Genomic DNA, 20,535 nt, shown 5'->3' on the forward strand with positions numbered 1-20,535 from the left:
GGGTGCGGTGAATATGGCGCGTGACTTGTACAATGCCATTTATTCTCCTTTGATGCAGCTTGCTGCTTTCGATGTTCGTGATGAGCAAATACAAGACGCAGAATTAAACTTACCCCGTGTATTTGAGCAGCAAAATAACATCCCTATCGATATCCAAATAACCGACGAAATCTTAGTTAAAGAAGTAACAATCATGGAAATATCTAATGAACCAAGTCATGGTGTCACAGACTTGTCTAATACCGAATACTTGAATTTAAATTTCACTCACAAAAATGGGAGAGTTATGGAAAGTAATCTAGAACAATTGAAATCTGTTGATATTACCTCTAGCGAAGTCATCACTGAAGCTCAAATTTTACCAGTTGAGGCTCAAGCATTGCCAACTAATCAACAAAAGTCACCAGAATGGTTACAAATTCTCCGAGAATATTGGGGGTTTTTAAGAAAAATTCCTCAATTATTTGGTAAGTTTTATCATGAAGTTAAACGAATAGTTGCTGGTATTGCTTTAACTATTGGGCTGTTGTTTACAGTCAAGTTACTCTTGGTTTTACTGTATACAATCAATGACATTCCCTTTATCAATTTAACTTTTGAGTTTGTGGGAATTGTTTATGTTGTCTGGTTTGTATTGCGATATCTTCTGAAAGCTAATTCCCGCCGAGAATTAGCGACAAAAATTAAACAGGTTCAGCAAGAAGTTGTTTATGGAAAAGATTTAGAAGTGTGAAGTCTTAAGTGTGAAATTAAGAGACTTAATGTCTTACCTCTAACCCCTTCCTTTATTGGGAAGGGATGTAATATTTGCAGTACAAATTTATCTGTGTAGCTTGCAACAAGATGCTGCTATGAACATCAGAAATATCTTGAGTTTGAGTGCGATCGCACTGACATCAACTGTTGGTAGTCTGGGAATAGGACGAATAGCATATTATTGGCTACCTACTCAAGCCACAGCAGAATCACGCCTCATTGATGATGCAATTAGTTTCTTAATTAGCATCGGCTCATTTATCTTTCTCGGAGTTATTGGAGTCTTGATTTATTCATTAGTTTTGCATCGAGCCGATAATTCTGATATTACTGATGGTTCTCCGATTGATGGAAATATCACCCTCGAAATTATCTGGACAGCAATTCCTATCTTCTTAGTGTTTTGAATTGCAGGTTATAGCTATCAAATCTATGAAGGTATGGGTATTCAAGGAAAAGAGACTTTTACACAATCCCATATCCTCACAGATGAACAAGTAACAGGAAATACCACCCAAAATCAAAATGCAGCAACAAATAAGCATGATGTGTGAACAGTGAACTTAACTAAATAAATCAGAACTCAAAATTGGAGAACACACGATGAATTTATTCTCAGATACGGTGATGCTGTCGCGTCTTCAATTTGCAGTCACCAGCATCTTTCACATGTTTTGGCCTATCCTCACCATTGGGATGTCTTGGTATTTATTTGTTGTCGAGATTTTATGGCTAAAAACCAAAAATCCTACTTTTTATTACCATGCACGTTTTTGGTCAAAACTATACATTCTGAATTTTGGTTTAGGTGTGGCTTCTGGTGTGGCGATTGAATTTGAATTTGGTGCAAACTGGGCCCCATTTTCTTTAGCTGTGGGTGATTTTTTAGGCAGTATTTTAGGCTTTGAAGGTACGATGGCCTTTATGCTAGAAGCTGCTTTCTTGGGGATTATGATTTATGGCTGGAATAAAATACCACCACTGATGCACCTCTTCGCAACTTTATGTGTAGCTGTTGGTGCTAGTCTCTCATCTTTCTGGATTATTGTTGCTAACTCTTGGATGCAAACACCAGCCGGTGGAGAAATGGTGAATGGTAAATTTCTGGTTCACAGTTATCTAGAAGCCATCTTTAACCCCGCAGCTTTGAATAGTTGGTTTCACATGATCTTGGCGATTCTCGAAACCGCTTTGTTTGTGATTGGTGGGATTAGTGCTTGGTATCTCCTCAACAAGCGTTATGAGGAGTTTTTTAGCAAGTCTTTCAAGATTGCGATCGCACTTGCTATTCTTGTCACACCCCTACAAATTCTAGTCGGTCACTTTAGTGGTGAGGAAGTATACCACAACCAACCCAGTAAATTAGCTGCGATCGAGGCTTTATGGGACACTGTACCCGCAGGTGAATCAGCACCTTGGAATGTTTTAGTTGCACCCAATGACAAAGAGAACAAGAATAATTGGTCACTCAGTGTTCCTAATGGTTTAGGTATGGTTTTGGAAATGAAGCCCAAACTTTCTGAACCTGTACTGGGTTTAAATGAGTGGAAGCCAGAAGACCGACCCCATGCAGTTTCTTTGATATTCTATACCTTCCGCATCATGGTAGGTATTGCCTTCTTTTTCCTGGGTTTGATGGGTGTCAGCGTCGTTCAATGGTTGCGCGGTAAGCTGACTGTGGAAAATATCACCACCCAAACTTGGTTAATGCGAGCGTGGATATTAGCTGCACCCTTGGGTTATGTCGCCGTCGAATCTGGTTGGATGGTACGAGAAGTTGGTAGACAACCTTGGATTGTGTATGGACAAATTCGCACAGCCGATGCTGTTTCTAATGTCCCAGCCAGCAACGTCTTAATTTCACTCCTGGGTTACACCAGTATCTATCTATTATTGTTGGGTTGCGCCTTATACTTTGGTCGTCGGATAGTTCTTCAAGGGCCAAACTTAGGTGTTCCTTTACCACATCAAAGTTTACAACACAGCAACACCATACAAATCAGCGAAACCGTACACAATTAATACCCAAAAAATACAACTCTCATGGAATCCGTAAGCACCACTCTACCACTACTTTGGTTTGGACTTGTTGCCCTGTTCCTCACCTTGTACTTAATTACCGATGGCTTTGATTTAGGCGTAGGCATTTTGACCCTAACTGCTGCTAACGAAGGGCGACGGGGGATCATTATCAACACCCTCAGCACCGTTTGGGATGCGAATGAAACTTGGCTAGTGTGTACAGGGGGTTTATTGTATGGAGCATTCCCCCTGGCTTACGCTACTATCGTTAATGCCCTCTACATTCCGATTACCATGATGGTGATTGGGTTTATCTTCCGCGCCGTCGCCTTTGAATTTCGGGAACATTCTCTAGACAAAACCTTTTGGAATATCGGTTTTGGTGGAGGTAGTTTGTTAGTTGCTTTCTCCCAAGGATTAGTATTAGGCGGCGTAATTGCGGGAATTAAAGTTGATGCAGCCGGAAACTTTATTGGTGGGACTTGGGATTGGTTGAATTTACCATCAATATTAGTAGCGATAACAGTTGTTCAAGGCTATGTATTGATTGGTTCAACTTATTTGATTACCAAAACAGAAGGTGAACTCAAACGATATCACTATATCACCGCCAAATTTAGTGCCATCACCACATACTTGGGTGCATTAGTCCTGACAATTGCGACACCAATGTTTTACGAACAAGTCAAAGAAAGGCTATTTCATCAACCAGAAGTCTTGATATTTGCTGCTATTCCCGTCTTAGCGACCGTTGCAGCCGGATTACTGATGAATAGTATCAACCACCGTCAAGAAATCATGCCCTTTATCTGGACAATTGTACTTTTCTTGATCACTATTCTGGCCTTGGCTTTCGTCGTATTTCCCTACATTATTCCCTTCCAAATCACAATTTATCAAGCTTCTTCCTCTTTGAGTTCTCAAGCCTTCATGATTGCTTTCATCGGCTTTTTTGTCCCGATTCTACTGTTCTACAACATCTATCTTTACCGGGTATTTAGAGGTAAAGTTGTTAGCCCTCATTATGGGGAGTAGAAACGCAGAGGAACGCTAAGGTAAGTGCAGAGGTACGCAAAGTTCTCTTACTCTCCGCGCCTTTGCGCCTCTGCGTGAAACAAATTCTTTCTATCGGTTAACGTCATGCGGAAGATTGCTATTTATGGTAAAGGGGGCATTGGTAAATCTACAACTACTCAAAACATGGTAGCTGGTTTAGTTGAAATGGGTCGTAAAGTGATGGTGGTTGGATGTGACTCCAAGGCTGATTCTACCAGGCTGTTGTTAGGAGGAATGCACCCAAAGATTGTACTCGACACGTTGCGTCAAGAATCAGACGATTTGCATTTAGAAGATTTATGCAAAGAAGGCTGGGGTAAGACCTTTTGTGTGGAATCTGGCGGCCCTGAGCCTGGGGTGGGATGTACAGGTAGGGGTGTAATTACATCCATTGGCTTGTTAGAACAACTGGGTGCTTATGATGAAAAACTCCAACTTGATTACACTTTTTATGATGGTTTGGGTAGTGTGGTGTGCGGTGGCTTTGTCATGCCGATGCGGGAAAGAAAAGCGCAGGAAGTTTATATCGTTACTTCTGGCGAAATTATGGCTATGTACACCACTAACAATATCTGTCGGGGGATTCACAAATATGCGGTTATTGGCGGTGTGCGGCTGGGAGGCTTAATTTGTAACTCTCGCAATATTGAGCAAGAAGATGATTTAGTTCATACCTTTGCAGAACAATTAGGAACTCAAATGATTGCCTTTATTCCCAGAGACAACATTGTACAGCAAGCGGAATTTTATAGTCAGACGGTGATTGAGTATGCACCTCATTGCGAACAAGCACAGCATTACCGTCATCTAGCCACAGCAATTGACCAAAACACCAATTTTGTCATTCCCAAACCTTTGTCTGATGAACAGCTAGAAGAACTGTTGCTCAATTCGGGAGTTTTGAGCGTCTAAATATTCCCCCCACACCCTTACACCCCTAAACCCTCACACCCACATATTCTAAATCAAGGAGCATTTTGAGAATGCTGACTGAAGAAACCTTAGTTGATAAATTTACTACCGTAGTTAAAGAACGCTGTCCTGAACTGAGTGCTTTGCTGCCATATTGCCATGTCGAACTTGTCTACTCTTATTGGGGAAGACCACAAAAACTTCTACAATATTTTGTGATTTTTGCTCCTCATCAAGTTTTTGCTTCGGTTAATGGTTTTACCGGAACTTTTAGAAGTGTCGCTCAAGATATGGGAATAGCCAACGCTCTTTGTATGAATGCTACACGCATTATCCGCGATCGCTGCTCCACATTAAAACAAAAAGACCCCGTATTATGGTTAGAACTCCAACTGTTGGTATCGCAGTATTTAGAACAGTAGAACAACTGATTGGTATATAAATTAACAGTATTTAGCAATTTTTCTTGGCTCTCATATTGTGTTCGGGAAAAGACTTATTATCAAAGCAGAATTCAGGAGCCAGAATTCTCCAATTGAGTTCTGTGCGAGTGACGAATGAATAAACGGGTCTAAATCCTCCACGCTCTTGTTCTGACTACTAAATTCTGACTTCTGGATTCTTCTTCAACAATTTTGTTAAGAATATTTGCGACGTGTATGATATACTTGCTAAGATTCAGATAAATATTCTCAGCACTAAATATAACCTTCCACAACGCTCGTCAAATCCTCAATCCTTTGTGATTGTCCTGGTAGGTTAACTTTTTTCCCTGCGGCTTTTTCTAACGGAGAGATACTGCCTGATGAAAACGGATGTGAATCTTTTTAATAATCTCAAGTCAATTAGAACTCGCTTAGACTTGAGCCAGCAAGATTTGGCTAACATCGTTGGTGTCACGCGCCAGACCATTGGCAGTCTAGAATCGGGGCAATATGCGCCTTCTATATCGATGTGTCTGCGTTTAGCCAAAGCACTTGCCTGCAAAGTAGAGGACTTGTTCTGGCTAGATGAAGATTTCCCAGAAATTGAGGCTTCAATTGCTGGGTCAGTTGTTCCAGAACAGTCATCACAAGTTACTCTGGCAAAGGTGGGAGAACAATGGATAGCTTATCCTCTTGTGGGAAACGATGCTTTTCGCATTGAAATGATTCCATCTGATGGTGAGATAGTTACAGCGAAAAAGTTCACCAACATTACTGAACTGCCATTATCTTCCGAGATAGCAGTGGCACAGGGTCTGGTAAAAAGTAGTAACATTTACTCTCAGGAAGAAGCCCAACGCCATTTCAAAAACAATAAAGTCTCGGTGCGACTGCTAGATGATATTGACAGGTTACAAAATACAGTCGTGATTGCTGCTTGTACACCTGTGCTTTCCGTATTGGCAAAAGCCACTGAACGCTGGCATCCCAAACTGCGAGTTCATTATCGTTTTGCCCACAGTAGGAAAGCTTTACGTAGTCTGTGCCAGGGTGAAGTTCACATTGCGGGGATGCACTTATACGATCCCAAATCTAGGGAACATAACATTCCCTTTGCGCGAGAAGCTTTAGCTGGCAGAAATGCAATTTTAATCACTCTTGGAGTTTGGCAAGAAGGATTATTAGTCCCACCAGGAAACCCAATGGGAGTGAAAACCGTTGCCGATTTAGTGGAATTTGGCGCAACTATTATTACTCATGAAGCGGGTTCTGCGGGGCGGACGCTTTTAGAACGCAAGCTTCAAGAACAAAGAGTACCATTCCAAAGTGTGAAACAGTTTGACCGTATCGCCCACAACCATCAAGAAGTTGCCTTTTCTGTAGCTTCGGGTATGGTTGATGCAGGTATCAGTAACGCATCAATAGCGGCGGCTTTTGGGTTGGGATTTATCCCTTTACATCAAGCACGGTATGACTTGGTGATTTTAAAAGAATACTTGGAACAAGCACCAGTACAGCAATTTATCAATATTTTGGGACATCGGGCGGTGCGATCGCAATTAGAGGTTCTCGGCGGCTATGACACTAGCAATATTGGGGAAGTCATAGCAAATGTTTAAAGTTAAACAGTATGACTCTTAATTTCTTCGGGAAATTTTGATCGCTTGATCAACTAATAGAATTAAAGTCATAAAAATCTGTATCTGATGATACAGTAATCCAGAAAAATAGAGGTATAAAAAGTTTTTTATTAGGCAATTATTTTTGCAATATGTATGCTAAACTTGCGTTAGGGGGAATAAAAACCAATCCATCAACTAGCAACAAATTCAACTTATTTGCCACGAAAATACAAAGTTGGCAAATAAAGCAATATGTATGCAGTCATCTAAACACAATCATAGGTCTTCTCAAAATATATACAAGAAGGCTACTTCATTACCTCAGCAGATTAAATTTGCTCGTGGTAGCTTCTTGTCACGGAGTAGATAAAGTCTCATGAAGCTAGATATCAATATCTGCAACAACATCAAATCGATCAGAACCCGTTTAGGCATGAGCCAGCAAGATTTGGCTAATATAGCTGGCGTAACCCGTCAGACGATTAGTGGTGTGGAATCTGGACAATATGCGCCTTCTGTCGCCATTACTTTACGTTTAGCTAAAGCACTGGGTTGTCAAGTCGAAAACTTATTTTGGTTAGAAGATGATTTACCAGAAGTTGAAGCAGTTCTGGCGAAACCAGTCCCCACTGGACAACAACTGAGAGTCAGTCTAGCAAAGGTTGGTGGTCAATGGATAGCTTATCCTCTCGTGGGCAAGGAAGCCTTTCGGATGGAAATGATTCCTGCTGACGGTAAAGCAGAGAGTCAGACACATACGAATAAAGTCCAAGTAAGCCTGCTTGATGATTTAGACAAACTGCAAAATACAGTTGTCATCGCCGGTTGTACGCCAGTTATTTCCTTTTTAGCGAGGGCAACCGAACGCTGGCATCCCCAGCTACGGGTTCATTATCACTTTGCTAATAGTATGGCTGCCTTGCGTAGTTTAAACCGGGGTGAGGTTCACATTGCAGGGATGCACTTGTATGACCCGCAAACAGGAGAACATAACATTCCTTTTGCGCGAGAAGTTTTAGGTGGTAGAAGTGCAGTTTTAATTACTTTGGGCATTTGGGAAGAAGGGCTAGTTGTTGCACCAGGAAACCCAATGGAAATCAAATCCTTATCTAACTTGGTGGAACTAGAAGCCACAATCATTAACCGTGAACCGGGTTCTGGTAGTCGGATGCTTTTAGAACGCAAACTAAAAGAAGAAGAGGTATCAGCAACCGCAATTAAAGGATATGAGCATATTGTCCATAGTCACCAAGATGTAGCCTTATCTATCGCCGCAGGTATCGCTGATGCGGGGGTGAGTACGGCTTCTGTAGCGGCGGCTTTTGGTTTGGGGTTTATCCCCTTGCATCAAGCACGATATGACTTAGTGATTCTCAAAGAATACTTAGAAGAAGCACCAGTCCAGCAATTTTTGAGTATCTTAGGACATCGATTAGTGCAATCACAATTAGAAGTTCTAGGTGGTTATGACATTAGCGACATTGGCGAAGTTGTCGCAACTATTTAATCGGGATTGTGTGAGAAGTAGTGGGAAGTCGCAATCAAGGAATTTTCCCTTTCCCCTATACCCCTTGGAAATCAAGAGGGTATAGGGTTGGAGGCGATTTAATCTTTCTAGAAATAGTTTTGTTGTTTCATCGCGTTCTACTCAGAGTTAAACCATTGGTCATTTATTTACTATGAACAATCAGGTTATTTACATCAACGATACAACCTTGAGAGATGGGGAACAGGCGGCGGGTATAGCCTTTAATGTTGAAGAAAAAATTGCGATCGCCTCTCTACTCGATTCTATAGGTGTCCACGAATTAGAAGTTGGCATTCCCGCAATGGGACATGAAGAAGCCGAATCGATTACAAGGATTGCCAAATTGGGATTAAATGCCAAACTACTTGGCTGGAATCGGGCGAATTTGTCGGATATCCAAGCATCTATAGATTGTGGTTTGGATAGAGTTCATGTTTCTGTTCCCGTCTCCGATATTCAGATAGCCGCTAAGTTCAAAGGACAACGACAGTTAGTCTTAGATAAACTCCGGGATGCAATTAATTTTGCGTGCGATCGCGGTTTATCTGTCTCCGTCGGTGGCGAAGATTCTTCCAGAGCCGATGAATCCTTTCTATTAGAAGTTGCCCAATCTGCTCAAGAATGGGGCGCGTTTCGGTTTCGCTTTTGTGATACTGTAGGAGTTCTTGATCCCACAACCACCTACAAAAAAGTTAGCCATCTAGTATCGCACCTATCAATTGTCATCGAAATGCACACACATGACGACTTTGGTATGGCCTTGGCGAACACCTTAGCCGGTGTGAAAGCTGGGGCGATATCTGTGAACACCACCGTCAATGGTATAGGTGAACGAGCCGGAAATGCACCCTTAGAAGAAGTAGTGATGGGACTCAAATATCTCTACGATATACCCACAGGAATTGATACCAAAAGACTCGTAGAAGTATCAAAATTAGTCTCCAAAGCTACTAACTTTCCCGTTCTTCCTTGGAAAGCGATCGTCGGTGAAAATACCTTTGCACACGAATCAGGGATTCATGCTCATGGCGTACTGCAAAACCCCATCACCTATGAACCATTTGCACCAGAAGACGTAGGTTGGGAACGACGTTTAGTAGTAGGTAAACATTCCGGTCGCCATCTCTTACTCAGCGTCCTACAACAAAACGGTATTACCCTCGGTCAAGCCGAAATTCAATCAGTATTAGATGCAGTACGCCATCAATCAGTCAAAACTAAACGCAGCCTCACCGTTGAAGAACTACTAAGTTTAGTTCCCCAAAGCTAAAAACCTGGGGGAATAGAGGGGAAATTATCTCTCAACAGTGTAATTAATTCTGTGATTAATACTTGCTGAGTCAGTAAAAAGACTCAGAATTTCATAAAAAAATTCAAAGCATATTTAAAATACTGGCATTGCGGAATGTGAGGATGAAAATCAAAAATACAATCTCTCAAACTCTTATTCTCCGCGCCTCCCTTCGGGTTCGCAGTTCCTTCAAGTCGGCAAAGCCGCCCAACGGACTGCTCACTGCGTCTCTGCGTGAGTAAAAATCATCCCACAAATCAACAACGCCATAAAAATTCACCCAAAATTATCATTTGGCTTAATCTGTGTAAATCCTGAGAGGTTATATGGTTCAAAGAAGATTAATCATTGCAGCTTTAGCTTCTTGTTTAGCAATTGTAACTGCTGACACTAGTAACTTGTTAATACCACAAGTAAATGCTCAATCTGCGAGAAATCGCAATGTCATTGTCGCCATGACAACTAGCATCGAAGATAGTGGATTGCTTGATGATTTAGTTCCAGCATTTGAGAAAAAAACAGGCTATCGACTCAAAAAAGTTGCAGTAGGAACTGGAAAAGCTTTAGCCTTAGCGGAAAAAGGCGAAGTTGACGCGCTATTTGTTAATTCACCCAAAGCCGAACGCAAAGTTTTACAAGGTGGTGCGGTGACTAATCGGCGTTTAGTTATGCACAACGACTTTGTAATTGTAGGGCCAGGTAATCCTGATAAAGCCAAGATTCGAGGCAATAAAAATGCTGTGCAAGCGTTTAATGCAATTGCTAAAAACCAAGCATTATTTGTATCTAGAGGTGATGATTCAGGTACAAATAAATTAGAGAAAGATTTATGGCAACAAGCAAACATTAAACCTGCTGGTGTTTGGTATCAACAAACAGGGTCAGGAATGGCGAGAACTTTACAAGTTGCTAATCAAAAACTGGGATATACTTTAGCCGATAGGGCAACATATATATTTCAGAAAAAAAATCTTACTTCTTTACAAGTGTTAGTAGAAGGAGATAGGAAATTATTAAATCTTTATCATGTGATGCAAGTAAATCCGCAGAAATTCCCCAGAGTTAATAGTGCGGGATCTAAAGCTTTTATTGATTTTGTTCTATCTCCTGAAGGACAGAGAATAATTGCTGCTCACGGTAGGCAAGAATTTGGACAGCCATTGTTTTTTGTTGATGGGGGTAAGAGTGAAAAGGATTATGGGTTTTAGTCTTTTTAAAAGCTCACGCTAAGGCGCAAAGGTAGAAAGCAAGAGTGATTTTGGGTGACTGCACATTTCAGTATTTCTTCGATTTTTAAGAGACTCGTGGATACAATCATTGATGGAGCGAATAAGGCTCTAGAGTTATTAATTAGTGGCGATCACGATGTTATTGAAGTAATGACAATAACATTGTTAGTCTCTGGAGTGGCGACAACTATTAGTGTGTTGTTGGGTGTTCCTTTGGGTTTGTGGTTGGCTTTAGAAGATTTCATTGGGAAACCTGTATTAAACAGTGTCGTTAACTTTGGGATGGGATTACCGCCTGTGGTGGTTGGCTTGGTTGTCAGTCTATTTTTGTGGCGTTCCGGCCCTTTGGGTGACTTGGATTTAATGTACACACCCACCGCCATGATTATCGCTCAAACTATTATTGCTTTCCCGATAGTTGCAGGTTTTAGTTTTGCTGCCATCCTCAGTATTAATCCGAAACTACGTTGGCAATTATTATCAATGGGGGCGACACCTTGGCAAGCTCATTGGTTATTAATTAAGGAAGCAAAACTTGGCTTGATAGCTGCTATTATTGCCGGTTTTGGTCGCGTCATCTCGGAAGTTGGGGCTTCGATGATGGTGGGGGGAAATATCAAAGGACAGACGCGAGTTTTAACTACAGCCATTGTGACGGAGGTAGAAAAAGGTAACTTTGATGTGGCGATGGCGATCGCTTACATTCTCCTGTTCATCACCTACGGCATTGTTGTGTCGCTGACTATCTTGCAGCACGATAAGAAAATGTTATGAGTAAATTGCATAAGTTAAAGTCGTTTGTCAATTTAGAATCCCCTCCCACAAAATCACAGGAAAATCAGGAGGAAGTCAATCAATATATCCTGAATATGCGTCAGGTAAAGGTTGATAGCAAAAGCCGGAAAAATATCCTATCAATTGATAATTTCGCTGTGCGTCCAGGGGAACTTGTCGCCGTAGTTGGCCCTAATGGTGCAGGTAAAAGCACCCTGTTAAGAACCATCAATATGTTGCAGTCCTACCGTGGAGAAATGCAATTATTTGGACAGGATGCACGTCAAGTTAATCAAACAGCCTTGCGTCGTCGTTCTGCATTGGTGTTTCAAGAAACATTACTCTTGGATGACACTGTATTTAATAATGTTGCCAGAGTCTTACAGTTTCGCGGTGTACCAAAACATCAAATTAAGCATAGGGTATATGCTGCCCTGGAAACATTCGGCTGTGAACATTTAGCACATCGACAAGCCCGCGCCCTTTCTGGTGGCGAAGGTAAGCGGGTGTGTATTGCCTGTGGGTTAGTAGCTGATCCAGAATTGCTGTTATTAGATGAACCTTCCGCTTATTTAGATGTGGCAATTCGTCCGCAAATCATTGAGAAAATTCGCCAATGGGCGGAAGCTAGAGGGGCGGCGGTGATATTAGTCAGCCATAACTTTACAGATATCTTGAATTTTGCCGATCGCGCGATCGCTTTATTTGACGGTGGAATTATCCAAGACGATAAGTTAGAAATGCTCATCCGTCGCCCAGCTAACCACCAACTCGCCAGACTTGTCGGTATGGATAACGTCATCCCTTGTCAAATAGAACCAGAACAGCGTGGTTATTTGATTAAGTTAGCTAACACTATGGAGTTTTCATATTATGGCGAAATTAACGCACCCATCACCGCCTGTTGTCTATCCGGCGATGCTTTCCATATTGACGATACACGTTCTGCAATTCCGCAACAGCCAGGATCAGTCTCTATTCAAGGCAGGGTAGAACGGATTGTACGTGGTGTAGGAACTTATACTATTAAGGTGAAAGTGGGAGAACAAACCGTAACCGCCAGAGTCCCTCGCAATGACGTATCAGAAAATGTTTACCATCACAGCTTGATTAAACTCGCATTCCATCCCAGAGATGCACATTTCGTTTAAGAGTGCTGAGAAGAAATAAATTCTACCTTGTCCCCCTTGTCCCCAATCCCCATTCCTAAATCGCCGCCTGAATCAACAACCCCGCCGCCTTCTTCGCCTGTGATGCGGTTGACCAACTACCTTCCATCATGGCAACCACAATCGCACCTTGTACAAGCAAGAGCAGTTGTCTAGCTAATTGTTCTGGTGATGTAACTTCTGCGGCTTGAGCGAGAGTTTTGATGTAGTGGTAAATCGCTTGTTGATGTTCTAGTGCTACTCGATACCCAGGATGGTCAGGATTAGCTAATTCTACTGAGGCGTTAATAAATGCACAACCTCGAAAATCTGGACTTTCAAACCATTCTCTTAAAGCGTCAAAGATTGCCAAAAGTTGTTTAGCAGGCTCAGAAGTTTGTTGTTCAACAGTGGTTTTTAGCCAATTACACCATTTTTCATCCTCTTGTCGCAACCAAGCTTCAATCAAAGCATCTTTTGACTTGAAATGATTGTACAACGACATTTTTGCTACACCAGATTCCGCAATGATTCTGTCAATACCGACATTGCGAATCCCCTCCCGATAAAACAAATCTGATGCTGTTTGCAAAATGCGATTGTAGACAGATTTACGTTTTGTTTTCAGTTTAGTCATCTACCTTAACCAAATCATGCTAAATCTCCAATCTATTCGTACCGCAGTCATCCAAAAAGTTCCGTATCATTGGGCTTTAATTAAAGACTTATTATCAAAAGAAGTAAGTCTAGAATTAACCGCCAGTTTTCCAAAACAAGATTTTTTTCTATCAACAGGAGAGGGTTACGGCTATTACTGGGGAAAGATAATTGCTTCTAGTCAAGATATTCCTTTACTACTCAAATTTAAAGATGATCGCTGGCGACAACGACTTGCACAAGGAAAACTCACTTCTGATTTAAAACACCTCAGTCATGCGTGGCGAAATTTAATAGAAGGACTCTGGACAAATGCTTATCGTCAAGCTTTGGGAGATATGACTGGCTTAGATTTGACAGATTGTGTAATGGATATTGGATTTCGTCAATATAAATCAGGACATCAACATTTTCCCCATACAGATGAACCGAATAAAGTTTTAACTCATCTGCTATTTTTCAATCAAGAATGGTCAGAAAATTGGGGTGGCTGTTTGCGGATTCTCAAAGACTCTGAACCGGATTCGGCTTTTCGAGATATTTTACCTTTGAGTCATTCTTCAGTTGTGATTGTACGTTCTGATAATTCTTGGCACATGGTAACTCCGGTTACTTCTCCTATGTCTGAAAGTCGGTTGGCTTTACGAGTAGCTTTTTTTCGGAATGTTTAGTGAATACCTCCTAATTATTTTCTAGGAAAAATTGATGATGAATAGTAGAATTTATCATTTCTCAAGACTTCGGAAACAAATTATTCCTGCACTGTTTGTTTTGCTTGTATTTATCTCTTTTGTTATGTCAGTAAGAGAAATGTTAGCAGTCGATATTTACTCTGATTATTATTCATCAGGTGAATTGGAATCTTTGGCTAAGATTGTGTTTTTGTTTCCAGAATAGTTGATAAACGCGGAGGGAGGCGGAGAGTTTTTTGTAACTTTGAAATGTTGGGAGTTTTTAATTATGACTAATCCTGTAGAAGTTTTGCGCTCGCGCTATGGTGAAATTCCTTTTGATTACAATATTCCCTGGAATGATTCTATCGGAACAATATTATCTCACCGTTCAGTCCGGTCTTATTTACCTGATCCTTTACCACTAGGAATTATCGAGTTATTAGTAGCTGCGGCTCAATCTGCGCCTACTTCCGCAAATTTGCAAAGCTGGAGTGTGGTAGCGGTTGAAAATGAAGAACGCAAACAAGAACTATATCGTTTTTCCAATAATCAAGCCCATGTTAAGCAAGCTCCAATATTCTTAGTATGGTTAGCCGATTTAGGACGTTTGGCTCAAATTGCTGACAGTCGTGGACTGGCTCATGTTGCGTTGGAATACACCGAACTTTTGGTAAAAGCCATAGTCGATGCTTCCGTAGCAGCGCAAAATGTGACTGTAGTCGCTGAATCCTTGGGTTTAGGGACAGTATACATAGGCGCAATTCGCAACCATACCCAAGAAGTAGCCACATTATTGAACTTACCGCCTTTTGTCTTCCCTGTATTTGGACAGTGTTTAGGCTTTCCTAATCCTGAAGTCCAACCAGCAGTAAAACCACGTTTACCCCAACAAGCTATATTGCATCGGGAGACTTATAAATTAGCAGAACAAGAAGATGCGATCGCTCACTATAACGATATTATGAAACAGTTCTATACCGAACAAAACATGAATGTCGCAGGTGATTGGTCAGAACACTCCGCCGAGAGAATCGCCACCCTAGACTATCTCAAAGGCTGCAAAAATTTACGCGAAACTCTCAATAACTTCGGCTTCAAGTTATTGTAAATCCATCCAATAAGAAAAAACTCGGTTTTGAAAAGTCTTGAGCGTTGGTTTCCTGCGCTCAACTTTTCACTATTCCATTGTGAAACAGTTCTATTGTTTTCCCTTGCCAGCACTAACCAAAAGTGCGATCGCGTAACCACCCAGCGTAACTGATCGCATTTAATACTGTGACCGTGAAAGCGATCGCCCTTCCTCATTCCCGAAGAGCGATCGCACTGCTTCTAAGTCCAGTGAATATGTTTAGAACGAAAAGCCCTTTCCCAATCGTTAGCAATGACTTCCATCATATTGATCATACCTTCATAGCCAAAATATGGTCTATCAAGATAAGTCTCTCTGTTAGTCGGACTAAATACATCAAAAGCAATTTTAATTCCCAATTCCTCCGCCATGTATTTTTCCCATGCCGAGCCAATCACAGCATCAGTATCAACATCAGCCAAGGCTTGTTTAATCTGATACCCATCAGCAGAGAATACTACACGGGGAGCAATACCCATACTTTGTAATTCTCGCTCCAAAATTGAACGAGATTCGCGCATTCCTGAACGGAATAACAACACTTCTGGAATCATTTCTAACTCTTCAAACAACATTCTCACCAAACCGATACCCATCGTCCCATCCGCAGACACAGCAATTCTACAGTTGCGATATCGGGGAATAATCATCAATGCACGTTTGCGTAGAGTCTCGACAACTTTGTTTTCACCTTCTTTGATGAGTGGTTCTACTCTTTTTTCGTCTATTTTGAAATGTGCTGCTAATGCTTTCAACCAACGTGTAGTATTCTGCACACCAATAGGTAAAGGTATATCATCCAGAATTAGGGGTATATCATGGGTTTGCTGCATTTTCCGTGCAAACTTATAGCCCACATCATGACTGAGAACAATATTGGCAGTTGCGTTACCCGCTTGTTCCAATTCTTCAAAGGAAGTACCGTGAGAAATTACTGTCTGTACCTTAATTCTCAAGAATTTTAATGTCTGCTTCACCCATTCCAAGTCAGCCCACCAGGTAGGATTGACATTGGCTTGGGGTGCAATAATATTCACAATTCTGGGCTTTTTACCACCACGCCGCTTCTTTCTTTTGTGGATGAAAGGAAGTAAAGCTTCTAAACCCATTTCCAAGCCATCATACGCATTACCACGAAAACCACCAGCCAGCAGAGGTACAAGCTTGGCGTTGATTTCTGGCTGAATATTATTGCATAAGCCTTGAATATCTTCGCCGATAATATCTGCGGCGCAAGTACCAACGACAAACATCACTTTCGGGTTGAAAGATTGATCTGCCTCTCTAATCAAACCTTTGAGTTTATCAGACGCACCCATGACAATATCTGACTCAAAAAGACGCGTACAACCGACTTTTCGCTTAGTGAAATCAACCTCGTGGTTATCATAGCCAGCAGCCACCGTAGAGGCACAACCTTGGGGAGAGTGAATCACGATACTGACATCTTTAATCCCCGCTACCATGTTGGCAATACCTTCTAACGCACAGCCAACAATGGGGTCTTTGCTGTGGTCGCAATTATTAAAAGTCAGTTGTTGTGGCTGGGAAGGTTTGGTAGAATTTTCGCTGATTATTCCTGACAACATTTTCCTCTCCTTTTTTCTGCATATACGGTGCAATCTGGCAAGTCTTGGGCTAATTTTCCGGTGAGTGATTGAGCAGATGCTAATCCTGAGTTTTTTGGGAATACCATTTGCTTAGTTAGGGAACTGCGGGGTCTAAAACCATACTGAAGGGCAGTTTTAATACACTTAGCAACCTTTAAAGCTCCGCGATAGCCAAATCTAGGACGATTTAAGATGGCGTTTAAATCCACAACGGGAATATGGGGGAAACTCAAAGAAGAACCGAAGTAAACTACAGAATCAGCATCTAAACCACCGATAAATTCTAGTAATTCATCTTCAGTTTGCTTCATTGATTCGTACTTACCAAAAGCTAAAGTCCCCTTGGTAATCAAAATTTCTGGGTCTAACCCAGTTTCTAATAGGTAATCTACGCTGGTTTCCCGTGCTTCTGTACTCCAGGGATGGAAGTTATAAATAACAGCACGCATCCCAAAATCACGTTCCAACATGTGGGCGATAGACAAGCACTTAATAGCGTCATGTCCTTCGATAATGGCTAACTTACCTTCGATATATTTCTTGGCTTCTTCAAATTCTGTTTTAATGGCTGCATATTCCCGTTCCATCAGGGCTTCTGCTTGTGCTTCCATCTTTAAATATTTTGCTGCCCCGCGCAACCATTTTTCTGTAGCACTGATACCATACGGCAGAATTGTGGAATTTAAAGGTGTACCGAATCTGTCTGACATAGCTTTACCGATGGTATAGCCCAAATCCAAACATAAGGTACAGTTAACGGCTGCGCTTGGTGCTTGTTTGAGTTCTTCTAATGTGCAGTCACCAGCAATCACACTGTGAACTCTTGCACCCATTCCCTTAATGAGTCGTTTCAGTTCCTTGACATCTCCTTCTACTTCCGTCCTTTCTGGCCCCATCTTCGCGCCCACAATATTGACAGAATCAGCTAGTTGTGATTGGCGTTCTGGGGTGGGCGGCTCCATGAAGTCTACAATTTGGCGAAAGACAATATCAAAGCCACTGCGATACTCTCCTGCGAAGCCTTCGCAGTGTATCGTCATGATTTCTGCGTCGATTTCACTACGGGCTTTACCCACTACTTCGTCTACACAATCGCCAATAATCCCAGACGCGCAACTAGTAGCAACAACGATCGCATCAGGATGATATTTTTGATCTACTTCCAGAATCGCACCGCGTAATTCCTTTTCCCCACCAAAAATTACTGCTTTCTCATTCATATTAGTAGTAACAACAGGTTCATAAGGAGAACCACTGTTACGGCTATTGGTGAGTTTATACGCCCGCTTCACCCCATAAGCACAACCACTAGGCCCGTGAGAAATAACAATCGCATCCTTAATCCCACTTAAAATCTTAGTTGCAGTCCAAAACTTACAAGGTCGAGTATGACTACCCTGCAAAGTAGTTTTAATCTTACCTTCCTTTGCCAGTTGATACAGTTCGCTTAAATGCCCGTAAAATACAACATTTGCATCTATCTTTGTTGCCATAATTCCTCTCTCCCATATTCTATAAAAACGCCAAGAGTCCTTACGGTGAGCGCAAAGGAACGCAGAAGAGGTGATGAGAAACTCTGCGTTCCTTTGCGTTATACTTCGCGTACCTTTGCGTTTAGAAAACTCTTACCAAACGTTTAAGATCCACTCGCGGTCATGCTTGTATTCCATGTCTGCAAACAAGGCATTAGCGATCGCATCTCCCAAAAATTCCGCACCGCGATAACCAATTACAGGATGTTTCCACATACCTGCACGGTCAAAGGTGGGGAAGCCTACACGTACCATTGGAATTTGATTATCGATCGCAATATAACGACCTTTGGAATGACCCAAAATCAAATCGATATCGCCTTTTTCTTTAACGCGGCTTTCCAATTCCCACAAGTCAGCATTCCAAATCACTTCGATGTCATACTCAGCGTGATTTGCTCTCTTTTCTAACTCAGCTAATCTGGGGTCTTTGGAAGGAGCTTGGTTATCATCACCCAACAACAGCAACACTGGCTCTAATTCAACTTCTAAACAGAACTCAGCCAAGCCAATTACTAAATCGGGGTCACCGTAAATAGCTACACGCTTGTTAGCAAAGTACATGTGAGCTAAGTCAGCTAAAGCGTCAATTGCTTTACCCCGTTCGATAACCAAGGATTCTGGGATTGCCTTACCAGTTAGTTTCTTGATATTTTGTAGCCAAGCGTCAGTATTCTTGATCCCAATTGGTGTAGGGCCAACGATCGCAGGAACGTCAAATTGCTCTTGTAAGAATTTAGCGGCGTTACCACCTTCATATTTGCACAGAGCGATCGTTCCCACAGCATTAGCAGAACCAGCAATATCTTCAATGGTGGTATTACCAAAGGTGAAGCTGTTTCTATCTGGCATTGTAGGAGCATTGAAGGTTTCGGTATCGAGTAAGATATTACCTTCAACACCCATTTCGCCGAGGATGTGCTTAACTTCAGTCACATCTCCAGGGTTAACCCAACCAGTAATGATGTTTAACTTACCGTTTGGTTCACCTTTTTTCGCCAAGTTAGTAATCAAGGAAGTGACACCAGCATCATATCCTGTCACCTGACTACCACGGTAACTAGGAGTATGTACAGGAATCAACTTCACTTCCCGATTGGGATACTCTTTTTTGAGGAATTTGTTGACTTTGTTGATTGTACCTTCTACGTCATCCCCAATAGTTTCAGTAGAACAAGTGGTGATGATGGGAATCAAACGGACATCAGGATAGCGTGCTACTATTGTTTTCACACCTTCTTCGATCCGTGGCATCCCACCAAATACCGCACTAGCTTCATGGAGTGAAGAAGATGCAATATCAAAGTTTTCTTTCAAGTGTTGAGCAAAAATCAAGCGGACAAACATACTGCAACCTTGTCCACCATGCACCAAGGGAATACAATCTTTAACACCGATGGTTGCATATTCAGCACCCGCAGGCTGACAGGTAAAAATGGGATTGATTACCCCAGCACGTTCTTTCTTACTTACAGCTAAAGTCATCTAAATTGCCTCCAGAATAGGGTGAAATGTGTGGGGGAAATAGAACTCAGAACCGATATTTGAATCGAATTCCGCCTAAATTTTGCAGTTCTGAGTTCTATGTTGGTGATTGTCTAAGTTCGACTGGGGAGAAGATTTTATAGATTCTGTGTTTCTCTCACCCTCTCTGCACCTCTGCTTACTGAGCGAAGTCGAAGTATGCGACTCTGCGTGAGACTCTTATTAATAGAGAGAGTGGTGCAATTCACCGTTAAGAGAACCAGAAATAGCAATACCGACTAGATTTTGCTTAACTGACTCTAATACAGACTTAACTTGCTCTTTATCCAACTCTTTGATCCAAGGTAAATTGCGTTTGAGTTCAGACACCAAAATCTTTGCATCTGCATAATGCAGCTTGTCAGTCAGTGTTTCCTGAACTGATCTTTCTCCTCTTAAGAGTTCGGCGGCTTTTTTGATAACACCATTGATGTTCTCTTCTCTGTCCCATGCACGGGAGTGGAATTGCCACAAACAACGCTCTTGAATGTAGGTTGTGATATTTGTCACTTTTTCATTCAAGTGTTCAATTTCTTTTGTCTTGGCAGGTGCTTTAGGCGCATCATCACGAACATCGAAAGCAGCAAGCTGCATCAGAGGAGAATAAATGGCATTATACAAATCTCTTGCCATATTCACAGCACCT

At 41.7% G+C, this 20,535-nt stretch carries 20 protein-coding genes; 15 read left to right on the forward strand and 5 right to left on the reverse strand.

Annotation, left to right across the window (positions count from 1 at the left end; translation table 11 throughout):
- The 12 genes from H6G79_RS34330 to H6G79_RS34385 all read left to right on the forward strand — a co-directional run.
- On the forward strand, positions 1–733 hold a 733-nt coding region (locus tag H6G79_RS34330), incomplete at its 5' end, for a CAAD domain-containing protein (RefSeq protein WP_277877400.1).
- A 118-nt stretch (positions 734–851) separates the two neighbouring features.
- On the forward strand, positions 852–1,163 hold the full coding sequence (locus H6G79_RS34335) for a cytochrome c oxidase subunit II transmembrane domain-containing protein (protein ID WP_190594177.1): 312 nt from the start codon (positions 852–854) through the stop codon (positions 1,161–1,163).
- 196 nt (positions 1,164–1,359) lie between these two features.
- Positions 1,360–2,778 (forward strand): cytochrome ubiquinol oxidase subunit I, encoded by a 1,419-nt coding sequence (locus H6G79_RS34340; protein WP_190594178.1) that lies wholly within the window; start codon positions 1,360–1,362, stop codon positions 2,776–2,778.
- Between the two features lie 21 nt (positions 2,779–2,799).
- The gene (gene cydB / locus H6G79_RS34345) at positions 2,800–3,813 is read left to right on the forward strand and encodes a cytochrome d ubiquinol oxidase subunit II (RefSeq protein ID WP_190594179.1); all 1,014 of its coding nucleotides are present in this window, start codon (positions 2,800–2,802) and stop codon (positions 3,811–3,813) included.
- Between the two features lie 105 nt (positions 3,814–3,918).
- Positions 3,919–4,746 carry a nitrogenase iron protein gene (nifH, locus tag H6G79_RS34350; protein ID WP_190594180.1) on the forward strand — a complete coding sequence of 276 codons (828 nt, stop codon included), beginning with the start codon at positions 3,919–3,921 and terminating at the stop codon, positions 4,744–4,746.
- Positions 4,747–4,817: 71 nt separating this feature from the next.
- Positions 4,818–5,168, forward strand: coding sequence for a hypothetical protein (locus H6G79_RS34355; RefSeq protein WP_190594181.1), 351 nt, complete (start codon positions 4,818–4,820; stop codon positions 5,166–5,168).
- A 383-nt stretch (positions 5,169–5,551) separates the two neighbouring features.
- The gene (locus tag H6G79_RS34360) at positions 5,552–6,790 is read left to right on the forward strand and encodes a substrate-binding domain-containing protein (protein WP_190594182.1); all 1,239 of its coding nucleotides are present in this window, start codon (positions 5,552–5,554) and stop codon (positions 6,788–6,790) included.
- Positions 6,791–7,169: 379 nt separating this feature from the next.
- Positions 7,170–8,300, forward strand: a complete 1,131-nt coding sequence (locus H6G79_RS34365) for a substrate-binding domain-containing protein (RefSeq protein ID WP_190594183.1) — start codon at positions 7,170–7,172, stop codon at positions 8,298–8,300.
- Positions 8,301–8,472: 172 nt separating this feature from the next.
- The gene (gene nifV / locus H6G79_RS34370; RefSeq protein WP_190594184.1) at positions 8,473–9,591 is read left to right on the forward strand and encodes a homocitrate synthase; all 1,119 of its coding nucleotides are present in this window, start codon (positions 8,473–8,475) and stop codon (positions 9,589–9,591) included.
- A 347-nt stretch (positions 9,592–9,938) separates the two neighbouring features.
- Positions 9,939–10,820 carry a substrate-binding domain-containing protein gene (locus H6G79_RS34375; protein WP_190594185.1) on the forward strand — a complete coding sequence of 294 codons (882 nt, stop codon included), beginning with the start codon at positions 9,939–9,941 and terminating at the stop codon, positions 10,818–10,820.
- Positions 10,821–10,916: 96 nt separating this feature from the next.
- Positions 10,917–11,615: an ABC transporter permease gene (locus H6G79_RS34380; RefSeq protein ID WP_190594186.1), complete on the forward strand. Its 699-nt coding sequence runs from the start codon at positions 10,917–10,919 to the stop codon at positions 11,613–11,615.
- On the forward strand, positions 11,612–12,766 hold the full coding sequence (locus tag H6G79_RS34385; RefSeq protein WP_190594187.1) for an ABC transporter ATP-binding protein: 1,155 nt from the start codon (positions 11,612–11,614) through the stop codon (positions 12,764–12,766). The genes H6G79_RS34380 and H6G79_RS34385 overlap by 4 nt, the downstream gene beginning before the upstream one ends.
- A 55-nt stretch (positions 12,767–12,821) precedes the next feature.
- Here H6G79_RS34385 and H6G79_RS34390 read toward each other — a convergent pair whose 3' ends face one another.
- Complete coding sequence (locus tag H6G79_RS34390; RefSeq protein WP_190594188.1) at positions 12,822–13,400, reverse strand: TetR/AcrR family transcriptional regulator; 579 nt, start codon at positions 13,398–13,400, stop codon at positions 12,822–12,824.
- Positions 13,401–13,416: 16 nt separating this feature from the next.
- Between H6G79_RS34390 and H6G79_RS34395 the strand changes: the two genes are divergently transcribed.
- The 3 genes from H6G79_RS34395 (at position 13,417) to H6G79_RS34400 (ending at position 15,202) form a co-directional block, all read left to right on the forward strand.
- Positions 13,417–14,091, forward strand: a complete 675-nt coding sequence (locus tag H6G79_RS34395; protein WP_190594189.1) for a 2OG-Fe(II) oxygenase — start codon at positions 13,417–13,419, stop codon at positions 14,089–14,091.
- A gap of 34 nt (positions 14,092–14,125) precedes the next feature.
- Positions 14,126–14,317: a hypothetical protein gene (locus H6G79_RS36555; protein ID WP_206758810.1), complete on the forward strand. Its 192-nt coding sequence runs from the start codon at positions 14,126–14,128 to the stop codon at positions 14,315–14,317.
- A gap of 63 nt (positions 14,318–14,380) precedes the next feature.
- Positions 14,381–15,202, forward strand: a complete 822-nt coding sequence (locus H6G79_RS34400) for an NADPH-dependent oxidoreductase (protein ID WP_190594190.1) — start codon at positions 14,381–14,383, stop codon at positions 15,200–15,202.
- Between the two features lie 221 nt (positions 15,203–15,423).
- Here the strand turns inward: H6G79_RS34400 and H6G79_RS34405 are convergent, their stop codons facing one another.
- The 4 genes from H6G79_RS34405 to vnfG form a co-directional block, all read right to left on the reverse strand.
- A complete protein-coding gene (locus H6G79_RS34405; RefSeq protein ID WP_190594191.1) occupies positions 15,424–16,812 on the reverse strand; it encodes a nitrogenase component 1 in 1,389 nt (462 codons plus the stop codon).
- A complete protein-coding gene (locus H6G79_RS34410) occupies positions 16,797–18,326 on the reverse strand; it encodes a nitrogenase component 1 (protein ID WP_190594192.1) in 1,530 nt (509 codons plus the stop codon). The genes H6G79_RS34405 and H6G79_RS34410 overlap by 16 nt, the downstream gene beginning before the upstream one ends.
- A 132-nt stretch (positions 18,327–18,458) precedes the next feature.
- Entirely contained in the window at positions 18,459–19,850 is a 1,392-nt protein-coding gene (gene vnfK / locus H6G79_RS34415; RefSeq protein ID WP_190594193.1) for a V-containing nitrogenase subunit beta, read from the reverse strand.
- A 222-nt stretch (positions 19,851–20,072) separates the two neighbouring features.
- On the reverse strand, positions 20,073–20,535 hold a 463-nt coding region (gene vnfG, locus H6G79_RS34420; protein ID WP_199338591.1), incomplete at its 5' end, for a V-containing nitrogenase subunit delta.

Origin of the sequence: Anabaena sp. FACHB-83, from assembly GCF_014697485.1 — a bacterium.
Classification (GTDB): Bacteria; Cyanobacteriota; Cyanobacteriia; order Cyanobacteriales; family Nostocaceae; genus Nostoc_B.

What these genes read in the sequence shown, in the direction of transcription:
- H6G79_RS34335 (WP_190594177.1), top strand. Translation starts at nt 852, where the DNA reads ATGAACATCAGAAATATCTTGAGTTTGAGTGCGATCGCACTGACATCA.
- H6G79_RS34340 (WP_190594178.1), top strand. Translation starts at nt 1,360, where the DNA reads ATGAATTTATTCTCAGATACGGTGATGCTGTCGCGTCTTCAATTTGCA.
- cydB (WP_190594179.1), top strand. Translation starts at nt 2,800, where the DNA reads ATGGAATCCGTAAGCACCACTCTACCACTACTTTGGTTTGGACTTGTT.
- nifH (WP_190594180.1), top strand. Translation starts at nt 3,919, where the DNA reads ATGCGGAAGATTGCTATTTATGGTAAAGGGGGCATTGGTAAATCTACA.
- H6G79_RS34355 (WP_190594181.1), top strand. Translation starts at nt 4,818, where the DNA reads ATGCTGACTGAAGAAACCTTAGTTGATAAATTTACTACCGTAGTTAAA.
- H6G79_RS34360 (WP_190594182.1), top strand. Translation starts at nt 5,552, where the DNA reads ATGAAAACGGATGTGAATCTTTTTAATAATCTCAAGTCAATTAGAACT.
- H6G79_RS34365 (WP_190594183.1), top strand. Translation starts at nt 7,170, where the DNA reads ATGAAGCTAGATATCAATATCTGCAACAACATCAAATCGATCAGAACC.
- nifV (WP_190594184.1), top strand. Translation starts at nt 8,473, where the DNA reads ATGAACAATCAGGTTATTTACATCAACGATACAACCTTGAGAGATGGG.
- H6G79_RS34375 (WP_190594185.1), top strand. Translation starts at nt 9,939, where the DNA reads ATGGTTCAAAGAAGATTAATCATTGCAGCTTTAGCTTCTTGTTTAGCA.
- H6G79_RS34385 (WP_190594187.1), top strand. Translation starts at nt 11,612, where the DNA reads ATGAGTAAATTGCATAAGTTAAAGTCGTTTGTCAATTTAGAATCCCCT.
- H6G79_RS34390 (WP_190594188.1), bottom strand. Translation starts at nt 13,400, where the DNA reads ATGACTAAACTGAAAACAAAACGTAAATCTGTCTACAATCGCATTTTG.
- H6G79_RS34395 (WP_190594189.1), top strand. Translation starts at nt 13,417, where the DNA reads ATGCTAAATCTCCAATCTATTCGTACCGCAGTCATCCAAAAAGTTCCG.
- H6G79_RS36555 (WP_206758810.1), top strand. Translation starts at nt 14,126, where the DNA reads ATGATGAATAGTAGAATTTATCATTTCTCAAGACTTCGGAAACAAATT.
- H6G79_RS34400 (WP_190594190.1), top strand. Translation starts at nt 14,381, where the DNA reads ATGACTAATCCTGTAGAAGTTTTGCGCTCGCGCTATGGTGAAATTCCT.
- H6G79_RS34405 (WP_190594191.1), bottom strand. Translation starts at nt 16,812, where the DNA reads ATGTTGTCAGGAATAATCAGCGAAAATTCTACCAAACCTTCCCAGCCA.
- H6G79_RS34410 (WP_190594192.1), bottom strand. Translation starts at nt 18,326, where the DNA reads ATGGCAACAAAGATAGATGCAAATGTTGTATTTTACGGGCATTTAAGC.
- vnfK (WP_190594193.1), bottom strand. Translation starts at nt 19,850, where the DNA reads ATGACTTTAGCTGTAAGTAAGAAAGAACGTGCTGGGGTAATCAATCCC.